Raw genomic sequence first — 12630 nt, 5'->3', positions numbered from 1 at the left:
TCAAGACACCACCGCAACCCTGGCCGCCGCCGACCCCACCGACAAGGCCAAGGTAAACGCCGAGATGGGGATAGATGTCACCTACCACCAAGACGGGCGGGTCGTCGTCGCATCCCGGCCGCGTGTAGTTGAGACGAGTGTCGGAGAGCCTTCGGGCGATCAAACAGAGTGGCGGCTCAAGCCGTGGTCGGGTTGCGGGCGGTAAGCGAACCTTCGGGCTGTGAAACAGAGTGGCGGCTTAGGCCGTGGTCAATTCCCATCCGTGAGCGACCGCTGCGCCATGTTGCAGAGTGGCGGCTGAATGCTCGGAGGACTTAGTCTTCGCCGGTGTCGTCAGTGACGAGCGTAATAACAGTTGCGCCCTGCGAGCTCAGCGTTCTGCCTAGGGAAGACCAATGCCAGACGCGGTGACCGCTGACATCGCGAAACACACAGTTCGCGAGCGCGCGACCTCTTTCGCCAGTCGCTGGCAGGACGCGGTCCAGGAGAGCGCCGAGAAGCAGACGTTCTGGAACGAGTTCTTCGCCATCTTCGGCATCGATCGGAGGCTCGTTGGCAAGTTCGAGCTACTCGCCGAGCGCGCTTCCACGGGAAACGTGGGCTGGATCGACCTTCTATACCCGGGCCACATGGCCGTCGAGCACAAGTCAGCAGGTCAGAGTCTCGACCAGGCGATGGACCAAGTGATCGACTATCTGCCCACCCTGCACCAGTCCGAGTCACCTTGGCTCCTCGTCGTGTGCGACTTTCGGAAGTTCCGGTGGCGCAATCTCGTGGATGGCACCCAAGGGTCATTCGCTCTCAGGGACTTGGCTGATCACGTTCATCTGTTCTGGTGGATGGCGGGGCACGCTGCCCCGAATGAGGCATTCGCAAACGACGAGGACGTCAACCTCGCAGCGACCCAGCTCATGGCCAACATCCACGATGCCCTGGCGGACTCGGGCTACGAAGAAGCTCCAACCCGCGAGTGGCTCACGCGAGTTCTCTTCTGTCTATTCGCCGATGACACGGGGGTCTGGGAGCGCGCGCTGTTTCACTCGTTCGTGGTCCATCAGACACGAGTCGACGGCAGTGACCTGGGCTCTCGACTTGCTGAGATCTTCCAAGTGCTTGACACTCCTGAGGAAGAGCGATCTCCCAACCTCGACGAGGACTTGTCGGGGTTCACGTACATCAATGGGGACATTTTCGAGACTCGGCTACCTATCCCCTCCTGTACCGAGGAGATCCGCAACGCACTCCTGGATGCCTGTCGGTTCAACTGGGCCGCTATTAGCCCTGCCATCTTCGGTTCGATGTTCCAGAACGTGATGACAGCTGCCGAGCGACGTCAACTGGGTGCGCACTACACGTCAGAGGAGAACATTCTCAGGACAATCCGACCTCTGTTCCTCGACGACTTTGAACAGGAACTTGAGCAGGCACGCAGTCGGCCGAAGCTTCAGGCATTCCTAGATCGCATCGCCTCTCTTAGGATCCTCGATCCAGCCTGCGGGTGCGGCAACTTCCTAGTAGTGAGCTACCGGGAGCTTCGCCGACTAGAGACAGAGGCCCTGCGACGGCTCCAGACTGCCGGACGATCAGGGCGCCGGGAGGTCGGTGGTCAGCTGACGTCAGACCTTGACCTGCTCTGTCGCGTAGCCGTCGACCAGTTCTACGGGATCGAGATCGAGGAGTTTCCGGCGCGAATCGCGCGAACAGCCCTCTACCTGATGGACCATATGGCCAACCGAGCCGTGTCCGCGGAGTTCGGACAGCACTACGTGAGGTTTCCGATCCCATCTTCACCCCAAATAAAGATAGGGAACGCACTGCGCCTTGACTGGGCGTCGGTGGTCGCGCCTTCCGACGTGTCGTACGTGATTGGTAATCCCCCTTTCGGGGGGCGGCAGTACCGGACCGCGGAACAGCAGGAGGACATGCGTATCGCCTTCGATAACGCACCGGGTCACGGTGTGCTGGATTATGTCGCTGCCTGGCTTTCGAAGGCAGCGACATATATCTCGGGCACAAGCGCACGCTGCGCGTTCGTGGCTACGAATTCGATCAGCCAGGGCCAGAATGTCGGTGCGCTGTGGCCCAGGCTTCTTGAAGCTGGGGTGAAGATCGACTTCGCTCACCGTCCCTTCGCATGGACCAGTGAGGCAAGCGGTCGCGCGGCAGTTCACGTTGTCATTGTCGGATTCTCGATGGGCGTTGTGGACACCGAGAGGCGGATCTTCGACTACGCGCACTACCGAGGAGATCCCGTCGAACTGTCTGCTGAGCAGATAAGTCCGTACCTGATAGATGGAGAACCGGTCCTCGTTGCCCAATCACGTTCCCTCCTTACGGACTCCGTACCGTCTGCCAAGTACGGCAGCATGGCCAATGACGGCGGCCATCTATTGTTCGACGAGACAAACGTTGGCGCGGCTCTGAGCGATCCTGTGGCTGCGCGCTTCCTGCGGCCGTACCTGGGCGGTAAGGAGCTCCTTCATGGTCACAAACGATGGGCGCTGTGGCTCGAGAGCGCGACCCCGGGCGAGCTTCGCGGTTCCCGACTGATCCGCGAGCGTGTGGAGGCTGTTAAGCAATATCGCCAGGCAAGTTCCAGAGCCGCGACTCGAGAGGCTGCGGCGACGCCTCACCTCTTCACGGAGCCACGCGACGTCGGCGCTTCGTTTCTCCTTGTTCCCTACGTGAGCTCCGAACTCCGTCCGATCGTCCCGATGGCAATCTGTGGCCCCAAAGCACTCGTCCGGGCGCCGTCCTGGTGCGTCCCAGACGCGGACTCGTGGCTGTTCGGCGTGATGCAGTCGAGCATGTTCATGGCTTGGCTCCGGACGGTGTCGGGCCGGCTCGAGAGCCGTCTGCAGCTCTCGCCTGGCACTGTCTACAACCCATTCCCATGGCCGGAGCGATCGCCCGATGGCGGTATCGAGGAGGCTGCTGAGGCTGTGGTGGCTAGGAGGAGGCAGTATCCAGATGCTTCGCTCGCCGCCATGTACGATCACCTCGCAATGCCGCGTGACCTCGTGCAGGCACACGCAGCATTGGATCGAGCGGTAGAGCGGTCATATGTGGGCAGGCGTCGACTTGGGAGTGACGCCGAGCGAGTGAGTCATCTGCTGGGGCTCTACAACGACATGGTGGGGGGGACTTAGGAGTGGGGAGCCGTCGGGTGATCAAGCAGACAACGCATGGAGGCTTAGGCCGTGGGATCTGAGTCTCGACTGTAAGTCAGGCGTCGGTCGACGAGTCCGACGTCACTCCCGAGCCTTTGGGGGTTGGGCCTCTGCTCCCCGGGCAAGAGTGGGGTATCGGCTACTACGACTGGTTAATTGCGTGGTCTGAGACCCGGGCGCATCCGTGCCGACGCCCCCTGACTAGCGGTGTACAACGTACGCGATCTGAGCAGCAATCTCATCAACCGTGAACATGTCGCTTTGGGCTGCGTACTTGTCAGCCAGTGAGGGGCTGAAGACCATCACGTCCTCCTGTGTGACTCCATGCCAGATCGGTAGGAGCACTTGAACCCCGCTGACAGAGCGGGTCACCAGGCCGTCGAGCTCGTGCTGGGGCCAGCTCTTCGAGAAGAAGCTCGGCGAGAGAATGATCACGCCGAAGCGGCTGTTGGCAATTCCGGCGTCGATCTTCCTCCGCACGCTGTCACCTAGATGCAGCTCGAACTCGTCGTACCAGACGGTGAGCCCCTCGGCGCGCAGGGACAAGGCGAGTGGGCGAACAAAGTCATCCTTGTCTTCGCTCGCGTGGCAGATGAAGACATCAAACTCCCTCGCTGCCCGCGACTGCTCGGAATCGAGATCGTCAAGCCGAGACGCGATCTCCCCAAGCTTCGCCCGGATCAAGATGAGATCGGACTCACCTATGGCCGAGTTGACGGCCTGCCTGACATCCCTTCTGGTCGCTGCATTGTCACTTAGGAACGTGCGGGATGGGACTCTGGCCAAGCGAGCAACATTGACGCGGCCTCGGGTCTCCTCGATCGCGCGCACGATGGCTAGCGCAGTGTTCTCGTTGTCGCGCCACCCGCGGCGCCGGAACTCGTGGTTCAGCTGACTCAGGAGCTCCCGCTCGCTCGGCTCGCTCGGCTGCGTCATCCAGACGACTTCGTCTTCTTGGGTTTGGCACGCGCCTTCGTGCGTGCCTCTACCCGCTTTTCGACCTTTGGCGTTAGGTTGAGAATCCGATCCAGGGCAGACTTACCATAGGCCTTTCCGGCTGCCGTATGTTCTAGGAGCTCCACTAACCCCAAGTCATTTCTCAGACGCTTGAGTTTGCGAGAGATGCTTGCGTCGCTCGCGGGATGGCCGCCTTGCCTGAGCTCCTTTGCGATCTGTTGCTGCGTACGCGATCCGTCAACGAGCAGGTACGTGGGCGCGAGCATGGGGTCGTTATCCATGATGGTCCAGATCGCCGCCAGGATCTCCTCGGCTTGAGCCCGGACGAGCATTTCCTGGCGGTGCTCGATCCCATCAAGCCGGCTGCGAATTGCCTGGAGTTCAGCAAAGGCGTCGAGCGACTCACTCATGCGTCAAACGACACCCGTTGACCGATAGGCGGCGCGCGCGTGCGGCTTCTTCTCGAGCACCCCCATGGCAACCAAGTCGGTCAGGCGGCGCTGGATGGTCTTATCCTTCGCACTCGTGCTCTTACTCACGGCAGCCTTGATATCACCGGACGGTACGAAGTCGTCACGAGTAACGTCAAGAATGGCTGCGATTACCTCATTGCGGAGCAACGACTCTCGCGTGGCAGTCAGGGAGTCGCTGTGAGCGAGCTTGAGAATCGCAATGATTGCGTCAAGGCGTCGGGTGATCTCTTCGTCAGCCATTCTTCCGAGTGTCCTTTGCTGCCTTCGAGGGGGCCTTCCTGGCTTGCTGGAGGGTCACGTTCACAGTGTTCGCTGTAGTACCCAAGAGCTCGGCGATCCGCTTCGTCCCAAACTTGAGCTTGCTCAATTGTCGGATCGCTTCGGCCTGGTTCGGAACCATCGCCCGAAACTGGAGAGCGAGCAACCGAACCATTTCCTCCTGCTTGTCCATAGGCGTCCTCGTTTCGATTCGACAATAGAGCCAGCGGGTGCGTGTCCTGTATCACAGCACCCTCAAACTGCATCGTACAGGAAGTTGACGACAGGATTACATCCTTGTCGTTTGTGGTCGCTAGGATGCGACTATGAATGACGATCTTCGGAAGAAGCGGTCGGAGTCTGCTGAGGGCCGCGGTTTGGCGCGGCGTGCATGGGACAGGTACTTGGACACGGCGTATTCAGCGACCGACGGCATCCGTAGGGATGCGGTCGCGAGGCTGACCGCCAGGTGGAGTGCCGACATGCTGGGGTTCTGGGCGTCGTGGCATCTGTATGGAGGCTTTGAGGGGCTCGAGCGTGCTGGCTGGCATCGGGCGACGATCTATCGGAAGCTGAAGCGGTTCCGGACGATCTTTGGCATGCATCCGGATGAGTACAAGGTGGTCGGGGTGCAGCTCGATCCGGTCGCGTTCTGGGAGCACTACCTCGAAGCCAAGGGCTCGGAGGAGTAGCTCGTTCGATGGTCGGTCACTCCCCCACCCAGGCCGTTCTGCAGTCTCCGCTAGTCGCACTTGTGCGAGTGCGTGAGCTGGCCTCGGGTATCGATGCGTTGTACCTATCGGGTCGAGGGAATCTGCCTGTGGCGTTGCTCAGGATGCTGGAGCTGGGGAAGGCTCGAGCGGCTGAGGCGGGAGAGCCGGTGCCGTTCAAGTTGGGCGGTGTCGAGTTTGGTCTGTCCGGCCATGGCTGGGGGAAGTACGCGTATCGGTTGTCGCACAGCTATGGGTTGCTGGGGTTCACGGCGAGTCAGCACTTGCCTGCGGTGCGTGTGCAGCCTCGGGCCGAGTTGCTGGCCGGTCTGGGTCCGCAAGCGGCTGTGGATGCGTTTTCGGACGTGGTCGGGTCGGTGTGCAGTGTCGATTGGTCGGTGTCGAGGGCTGACCTGTACGCCGACTTCCAGGGGCTGACGCTGAGCGCTGAGACTCGGAATCGGTTCGTCACGCGAGCCAAGACGTTGACCACCTATGAGGATGCAGGACACTGGACTGGGTTCCAGATCGGGCGTCGGTCTGGGGGCGGGCTCTCCGCCCGCATCTACGAGAAGTCGGGGCAGGCTCGCCGGACCGGTACGACCTGGTGGTTCGATCGGTGGGGGGCGAATTATCGGAACGGGGATCCGGTGGTCCGTGTTGAGTTCGAGTTCGGTCGGTCGGTGCTGCGGGAATGCTCGGTTGACTCGCCGGCTGATCTCCTTCGGGAGACGGGTGGGCTGTGGGGGTACGGGACGGAGTGGCTGTCGATGAGAGCTCCGACAGGAGACGCGACTCGGTCACGGTGGCCGGTGGCAGAGGAGTGGGAGCAGGTTCGCTTGGCTTCGCTGCGGGATCGTCCAGTCACCATCGGTCGCGTGTCGGGGGCGCGGCGCGCGGCATCGGAGCGCCGGATCGTCGCGGGGCTCTGCGGCTATCTGTCCAGCTTTGCTGCCCTGCGCGAGATTGGGACGCTTGATGATGCGCTGGGAAGCGCGTCCGGTGTGTTGCATGAGTGGGAGCTCGAGACTGGGATTCCCTTCACCGAGCGAGTGGCGAAGAAGCGCCGGAGGATGGAGTGGGGGCTGTGAGCGAGCGCGACCTCGAGCGGGTAGCGTCGGTGCTCGTGGCGGTGAGTCTTCGGATCGTGCGCAAGCGGCTAGAGGAGGGCGACGCGTGCTGACCGTTGCCTACTGCCGTGTGTCGACTGAGGAGCAGGCGGCCGAGGGCTTCTCGATCCAGGGCCAGGCCGACAAGTTGCGTGCCTACGCCGAGCTCCACGACCTGGGACCGGTGTCGGTGGTGGAAGACCCGGGCGCGTCGGGGAAGAACCTCGAGCGGCCCGGCCTGCGACAGGTACTCGCGATGATCGAGGAGGGTCGCGTCGGACACGTCTTGGTGTGGCGGCTCGATCGGCTGTCACGGAACCTCGGGGACCTCATCCTGCTCGCCGACACCTTCGGGAAGGCCGACGTCGCGCTGCACTCGTTCACCGAGCGCCTCGATCTGTCGTCGGCGACCGGGCGCATGTTCTACAACGTGCTCGGTTCGTTCGCACAGTTCTACCGGGAGCAGCTCGCCGAGAACGTGGTGATGGGCATGACTCGAGCGGTGCAGGAGGGCAAGTGGATCAACCGGCCCAAGACGGGGTATGACCTCATCGACGGCGAGCTTGTGCCCAACGGCGATGCCGACGTGGTGCGTCACATTTTTCAATTGCGTGCGGAGGGGTGTTCCTACACCGACATCGAGCGTCGTACCGGTGTGAAGTATTCGACGGCGCGAGGGATCCTCGGGTCGCGGGTGTACCTAGGCGAGGTTGTGTGGAGGGGCGATTGGTTCCCTGGCCGACATCGAGCGATTGTGACCGAGGAGGAGTGGAAGCGTGCTCAACGGGGTTGGGTTGCGGGCCGCAAGAGGCAGAGCCGTCATCCCCTCTCCGGCGTGGTGCGCTGCGGGTTGTGTCGGCGAGTGGCTGGCGTAGACAGCAACGGGCAAGGGGGGCGCTTCTACCGGTGCATTCATCGTGGGTCGGGGTGTGATCAGCCGCGGAGGTCGGTGAAGGGCATCGAGCGGGCCGGGCTCCTCGGATTGAGGCTGGTGGGCAGGGACGATGCGCTCCAGGATGCGATTCGCCGGCACATGCGGATGGCGTCCGGCCGAGCCGCCAAACTGGCGGACGGCCGGGCGGCTACGCAGGTCGGTGAGCTCCGGGAGCGGCGGCGTCAACTGCTCCAGCTGCACTACGCAGGTCAGGTCAGCGCCGACCTCTTCGCCGAGGAGGAGGGCGAGCTCACGACCCAGTTGGAGCGGCTCGAGGGCGAGTTGGCCGGAGAGAGGCGGCGGCTCGAGGAGAGCGGTGCTATCGCGCAGGCTTTCGAGGATGTCGCTCGGCATCTGGCCGACATCGACATCGAGGAGATCTGGAACGAGGCCACGGACCGGGAGCGGTGGATCATCGCCTCAGATCTCCTCGATGAGATCGCGATCTTCCCGGACCATCTGGAGGTGAAGGTGTCAGGCGCTCCCCGAATGAACGTGACCCTCCAGGAGGTGGGCCTCACCGGAGGGTCGGGTTTTCAGCGTGTCGGAGAGAGGACTCGAACCTCCACGAGCTTTCGCCCACTAGGCCCTCAACCTAGCGCGTCTACCAGTTCCGCCACTCCGACGTGGGCGGCAGAGATTAGCCGCCAGTCCCCAGTCCCCCGCCGCCAGTATTTCCAACGGACCCAGCCGTCGGTTCTTCCCGGGTGACTGGAAACGGGCAACCGGTAACGCCATTAGGGCAAAGCCCGAAAGGCCCCTACACCAGCCTCTGGATCTCAGGGAAGTGGCAGGCCACGTAGTGGCCAGGCTCGATCTCCCGGAGCTGCGGCTCCTCGGTGCTACACAGGGGGAACTCGGCGCGGGGGCACCGGGTGTGGAACCGACATCCGGAGGGCGGGTTGATCGGTGACGGGATGTCGCCTTCGAGGATGATCCGCTTGCGAGTCCGCTCCTTGACCGGGTCCGGGATCGGCACCGCCGACATGAGGGCGTGGGTGTACGGATGCATGGGACGCTGGTAGAGGGTGTCACGGTCGGCCATTTCGGCGATCCGCCCCAGGTACATGACCGCCACCCGGTCGGAGACGTGCCGCACCACGGACAGATCGTGGGCGATGAACAGGTAGGTGAGGTCGAACTCCTCCTGGAGGTCCTCCATCAGGTTGAGCACCTGGGCCTGAATGGACACGTCGAGGGCGGAGACCGGCTCGTCGAGAACCATGAACGACGGGTTGAGGGCCAGGGCGCGAGCGACACCGATACGCTGCCGCTGACCGCCGGAGAACTCGTGCGGGTAGCGATTGGTGTGCTCAGGGTTGAGGCCCACCACCTTGAGGAGCTCCTTGACCCTCTCCATCTGATCGTCGTGGTTGCCGATGCCGTGCACCACCAGGGGCTCCGAGATGATGCTGGCGACCGTCATGCGGGGGTTGAGCGAAGCGTAAGGGTCCTGGAAGACGATCTGCATGTCCCGGCGCAGCCGTCGCATCGTGTCCTTGTCGGCGGAGGCGATGTCGATGACCTCCTCGACCTCCTCGGCGCCCCTCCCCTTGCCCTTCGTCATGGCCCGGTACAGCACCTTGCCCGAGGTCGGTTCGATCAGGCGCAGCAGGCAGCGGGCGGTGGTGGACTTGCCGCATCCCGACTCTCCCACCAGCCCGAGCGTCTCGCCCTTCTTGATCTCGAAGGAAATGCCGGAGACCGCCTGAACGGCCCCGATCTGCTTGCGAAAGAAGACGCCCTTGGTGATCGGAAAGTGTTTTACGAGGTCGTTGACCCGGATGAGCGTGTCCGGACCGAGATCGCCTGTGCCGACACCGTCGTGCATCTGCTCGGTGGTCACGACACCACCTGCTCGCGCTTGATCCGGGCGAGGTCCAGGTTGGGGGCGAAGTGGCAGGCGGCCACGTGCCCGGGCGTGAACTCACGCACTGGCGGGACGTCTGTCTTGCAGATGTCCTGGGCGAAGTCGCACCGGGCCTTGAACCGGCATCCGGTGGGCGGGTCGATGAGCGAGGGCGGGGCCCCGCGGATCGAGTAGAGCCTCTCGTCGCGCACTTCGTCGAGACGGGTCATCGAGCCGAGCAGGCCCGCGGTGTACGGGTGGAGCGTTTCGTCGAACAACTCCTCGTTCTTACCGCGTTCGGCGATGCGGCCTCCGTACATGACCTGGACCGTCTGGCAGAAGCCTGCAACGACGCCGAGGTCGTGGGTGATGAGCATGACGGCGGTGTTGCGCTCATCACACAGGCCGAGCATCAGGTCGAGGATCTGCGCCTGCGTTGTCACATCGAGAGCGGTGGTCGGCTCGTCGGCGATGAGCAGTTGTGGGTTGCAGGACAGGCCCATGGCGATCATGACCCGCTGGCGCATCCCGCCAGACAGCTGGTGCGGGTAGTCGTACATCCGCTCACGGGAATTCGGGATCTGGACGTCGTCAAGGGCAGAAACGCCGATCTCGAAGGCCTCCTTCTTGCCCACGTTCTGATGGAGCATGATCGCCTCCATCAGCTGGTTGCCTACGTTGTAGACCGGGTTGAGCGCGGTCATCGGGTCCTGGAAGATCATCGCGATCTCGCCTCCCCGGATCTCCCGCATCTCGTCCTCGTCGAGCGTGAGGAGATTCACACCGTTGAAGAGGATCTCGCCGGTGACGATCTCACCCGCCGGAGCCTCGATGAGACGCATGATCGAGAGCGCGGTCACTGACTTGCCGGATCCGGACTCCCCCACCACTCCGAAACGTTCACCATGGCCGATCTGGAACGAGATGCCGTCGACGGCTCGCACCACCCCCTCCTGCGTGGAGAAATAGGTGCGCAGGTTGCGAACTTCGAGGAGTGGCGTCGACACGACCCGGCAGCCTACCTGCGCTCGATGGTCTGCGTCGGATCCAGGGCGTCTCGCAACCCGTCGCCGAGAAAGTTGACGGAAAGCACGGTGGTCACCAGCGCGACTGCCGGGAAGACGAGCACCCACCAGGCGCTGGCGCCGCCGACGGCCAGGGTGCCGCCCTGGGCGGTCATCTGACCCCATGCCGGGGTCGGCACCCGCACACCGAAACCGAGGAAGGAGAGCGCTGCCTCGAGAATGATCGCGGTACCGACGACCAGCGTGGTGTTGACGATGATCGGGCTGAGGGCGTTGGGAAGGATGTGGCGGAAGATGATCCGCCGATCCCTGGCCCCGGTGGCTCGCGCCGCTTCGACGAATTCCTTCTCACGCAGCGACAGGAACTCGGCCCGCACGATTCGGGCGAGGCCGCCCCACAGCAGGACCCCGAGGAGTACCGCGAGAGACAGCGCCTCCCTTCCGCGGAACGCATCCCGCATCCAGGCTGCGGCCACGATGGCCACGGGCAGCAGCGGAAGGCTCAGGATCAGGTCGACGAAGCGCATGAGCACGGTGTCGATCCAGCCGCCGTAGTAGCCGGCGATGGCGCCCACCGTCGTGCCGAAGGTGGCGACCATCAGGCCGGTCAGGCCGGCGACCGTCAGGCTGGTGCGCCCCCCGTATACGACGCGGGAGAGGATGTCGCGCCCGATCTCGTCGGTCCCGAACCAATACTCCGCCCTCGGGCTGAGCAGGTTCGCCGGGCGCCCACCCGAGTCGCGAAGCTGCGACAGGGGATCCTTGAGCGGCAGAAGGTCGGCGAACAAGACGATCGCTGCGATGGTCCCGAGTACGAACACCGACACCATCGCCAGGCGGTGGCTCCGCAGGCGGCGCGTGAACAGCTTCCACTGTGTGATCGGCTCGACCGCCATTCCCTCGGCGAGGTCGAGGGCGGTGTACTCAGCCGAGTCGGTACCTGGCTCAGTCATACCGGACCCGCGGATCCAGCCATCCGTAGGCGAGGTCGGCGAGCAGGTTCATGAGGATCACCATGAAGCCGATGATCATCACCACGGCCATGATTATCGGCCAGTCGTTCTGTCCTACCGCCTGGATGTACAGCCGGCCCATCCCCGGCCAGGCGAAGATCGTCTCGGTGATCACCGCTCCGCCGAGCAGGCCGGCGATGTCGAGGGATACCAGGGTCACGACCGGGATCAGGGCATTGCGCAGCGCGTGCTTGACGATCACCGTGCGCCGGGTGAGGCCCTTGGCTTTTGCCGTGCGCAGGTAGTCACTGTGGAGCACCTCGAGCATCGACGCCCGTTGGAACCGTGAGTAGGCGGCCACCGAGATCAGGGCGATCGAGATCGCCGGGAGGAACAGGTGCTGCGCGGTGTCGCCGATCCGTGCCCAGAAGTTGAAGTCGGCGTAGTTGGGGCTGTTCATCTGAGACGTGTAGAACAGCTTCACGCCCGTCCATCTCGACAGATACACCGCGAAGATGATCTGCAGACCCAACCCAACGACGAAAATCGGGGTCGAGAAGGCGACGAACGAGAAGGTCGTCGCCGCCTGATCCAAGAACGAATATTGTCGTATCGCTTGGTAGATCCCGAGCGGGATCCCGATGATCAGGGCCAGGAACAGCGCGGTCACCATGAGGCGCACGGTTCCACCGAGGCGGCTGAACACGAGCAGCTGCACGTGCTCGGGCCCCTGAAAGGAGCGCCCCCAGGCGGACGGGTAGTTCCACACCTGGACGAAGTTCTTGGCCCAGGTGAAGTACTGCTGGGTCGCCGGCTGGTCCAGGCCGTAGAACCGCGACATCTCCTCGATGGTGGACCGGGTTATTCGAGGGTTCGCCTTCAACCGGTCCAGCGGCGTGCCGCCGGTGTTCTGCAGCAGGGTGAAGGTGATCACGGACAGGGCGATGACCGTGACGATCCCGTAGACCAATCGCCTCAGCACATATTGCATCATCGGAACTCACCTCCATCGGTCCATGCGCCACCGTGGGCGACGGTTGCGGGATTATACCGGTGACCCTACTCCGCCGTCGTAACCGCGGAGTAAAGCCTTATGTGTCCGGTTTCGGACCCATAAGCCCACACCGCAGCGGACCGTCAGCGGACGCGGAAGGGGCCCGCCGAAGCGGGCCCCTTCCGGTCATGAACCAGT

At 63.2% G+C, this 12630-nt stretch carries 12 protein-coding genes and 1 tRNA gene; 3 read left to right on the top strand and 10 right to left on the bottom strand.

Going from position 1 to position 12630, the window contains the following annotated elements; all coding sequences use genetic code 11:
• Positions 1-395: 395 nt before the first annotated feature.
• Positions 396-3149, top strand: a complete 2754-nt coding sequence (locus WEA29_06910; protein MEX2323484.1) for a DNA methyltransferase — start codon at positions 396-398, stop codon at positions 3147-3149.
• Positions 3150-3371: 222 nt separating this feature from the next.
• Here WEA29_06910 and WEA29_06905 read toward each other — a convergent pair whose 3' ends face one another.
• The 3 genes from WEA29_06905 to WEA29_06895 are packed head-to-tail and all read right to left on the bottom strand — an operon-like array spanning position 3372 to position 4840.
• Positions 3372-4106 (bottom strand): toll/interleukin-1 receptor domain-containing protein, encoded by a 735-nt coding sequence (locus WEA29_06905; GenBank protein ID MEX2323483.1) that lies wholly within the window; start codon positions 4104-4106, stop codon positions 3372-3374.
• Complete coding sequence (locus WEA29_06900; protein MEX2323482.1) at positions 4103-4537, bottom strand: hypothetical protein; 435 nt, start codon at positions 4535-4537, stop codon at positions 4103-4105. Before WEA29_06900 ends, WEA29_06905 begins: the two co-directional genes overlap by 4 nt.
• 3 nt (positions 4538-4540) lie before the next feature.
• Positions 4541-4840, bottom strand: coding sequence for a hypothetical protein (locus tag WEA29_06895; protein MEX2323481.1), 300 nt, complete (start codon positions 4838-4840; stop codon positions 4541-4543).
• A 344-nt stretch (positions 4841-5184) separates the two neighbouring features.
• Here WEA29_06895 and WEA29_06890 point away from each other — a divergent pair, with 344 nt between their 5' ends.
• The gene (locus tag WEA29_06890) at positions 5185-5550 is read left to right on the top strand and encodes a hypothetical protein (protein ID MEX2323480.1); all 366 of its coding nucleotides are present in this window, start codon (positions 5185-5187) and stop codon (positions 5548-5550) included.
• 188 nt (positions 5551-5738) lie between these two features.
• Positions 5739-6659, top strand: a complete 921-nt coding sequence (locus WEA29_06885) for a hypothetical protein (protein ID MEX2323479.1) — start codon at positions 5739-5741, stop codon at positions 6657-6659.
• Positions 6660-6987: 328 nt separating this feature from the next.
• Here the strand turns inward: WEA29_06885 and WEA29_06880 are convergent, their stop codons facing one another.
• The 7 genes from WEA29_06880 to WEA29_06850 all read right to left on the bottom strand — a co-directional run bounded on the left by WEA29_06880 (position 6988) and on the right by WEA29_06850 (position 12429).
• Entirely contained in the window at positions 6988-7275 is a 288-nt protein-coding gene (locus tag WEA29_06880; GenBank protein MEX2323478.1) for a hypothetical protein, read from the bottom strand.
• A 102-nt stretch (positions 7276-7377) separates the two neighbouring features.
• Positions 7378-7965 carry a hypothetical protein gene (locus tag WEA29_06875; GenBank protein MEX2323477.1) on the bottom strand — a complete coding sequence of 196 codons (588 nt, stop codon included), beginning with the start codon at positions 7963-7965 and terminating at the stop codon, positions 7378-7380.
• Positions 7966-8153: 188 nt separating this feature from the next.
• Positions 8154-8237: transfer RNA gene (locus WEA29_06870), tRNA-Leu, on the bottom strand.
• Positions 8238-8371: 134 nt separating this feature from the next.
• On the bottom strand, positions 8372-9442 hold the full coding sequence (locus WEA29_06865) for a dipeptide ABC transporter ATP-binding protein (protein MEX2323476.1): 1071 nt from the start codon (positions 9440-9442) through the stop codon (positions 8372-8374).
• 11 nt (positions 9443-9453) lie between these two features.
• Positions 9454-10467 carry an ABC transporter ATP-binding protein gene (locus WEA29_06860; GenBank protein ID MEX2323475.1) on the bottom strand — a complete coding sequence of 338 codons (1014 nt, stop codon included), beginning with the start codon at positions 10465-10467 and terminating at the stop codon, positions 9454-9456.
• A gap of 11 nt (positions 10468-10478) precedes the next feature.
• On the bottom strand, positions 10479-11438 hold the full coding sequence (locus WEA29_06855; GenBank protein ID MEX2323474.1) for an ABC transporter permease: 960 nt from the start codon (positions 11436-11438) through the stop codon (positions 10479-10481).
• Positions 11431-12429, bottom strand: coding sequence for an ABC transporter permease (locus WEA29_06850; protein ID MEX2323473.1), 999 nt, complete (start codon positions 12427-12429; stop codon positions 11431-11433). Before WEA29_06850 ends, WEA29_06855 begins: the two co-directional genes overlap by 8 nt.
• Positions 12430-12630 lie beyond the last annotated feature (201 nt).

Source organism: Acidimicrobiia bacterium (assembly GCA_040902765.1).
Classification (GTDB): Bacteria; Actinomycetota; Acidimicrobiia; order Spongiisociales; family UBA11373; genus DATKBG01.
The sequence above is the reverse complement of the archived record's forward strand: the minus strand, read 5'-3'. Positions and strand labels throughout refer to the sequence as shown.

Bases quoted from the DNA above. Each gene is read 5' to 3' on its own strand.
- WEA29_06855 (MEX2323474.1), bottom strand. From the start codon at position 11,438: ATGACTGAGCCAGGTACCGACTCGGCTGAGTACACCGCCCTCGACCTC.
- WEA29_06890 (MEX2323480.1), top strand. From the start codon at position 5,185: ATGAATGACGATCTTCGGAAGAAGCGGTCGGAGTCTGCTGAGGGCCGC.
- WEA29_06905 (MEX2323483.1), bottom strand. From the start codon at position 4,106: ATGACGCAGCCGAGCGAGCCGAGCGAGCGGGAGCTCCTGAGTCAGCTG.
- WEA29_06900 (MEX2323482.1), bottom strand. From the start codon at position 4,537: ATGAGTGAGTCGCTCGACGCCTTTGCTGAACTCCAGGCAATTCGCAGC.
- WEA29_06895 (MEX2323481.1), bottom strand. From the start codon at position 4,840: ATGGCTGACGAAGAGATCACCCGACGCCTTGACGCAATCATTGCGATT.
- WEA29_06850 (MEX2323473.1), bottom strand. From the start codon at position 12,429: ATGCAATATGTGCTGAGGCGATTGGTCTACGGGATCGTCACGGTCATC.
- WEA29_06910 (MEX2323484.1), top strand. From the start codon at position 396: ATGCCAGACGCGGTGACCGCTGACATCGCGAAACACACAGTTCGCGAG.
- WEA29_06865 (MEX2323476.1), bottom strand. From the start codon at position 9,442: ATGCACGACGGTGTCGGCACAGGCGATCTCGGTCCGGACACGCTCATC.
- WEA29_06875 (MEX2323477.1), bottom strand. From the start codon at position 7,965: ATGCCGAGCGACATCCTCGAAAGCCTGCGCGATAGCACCGCTCTCCTC.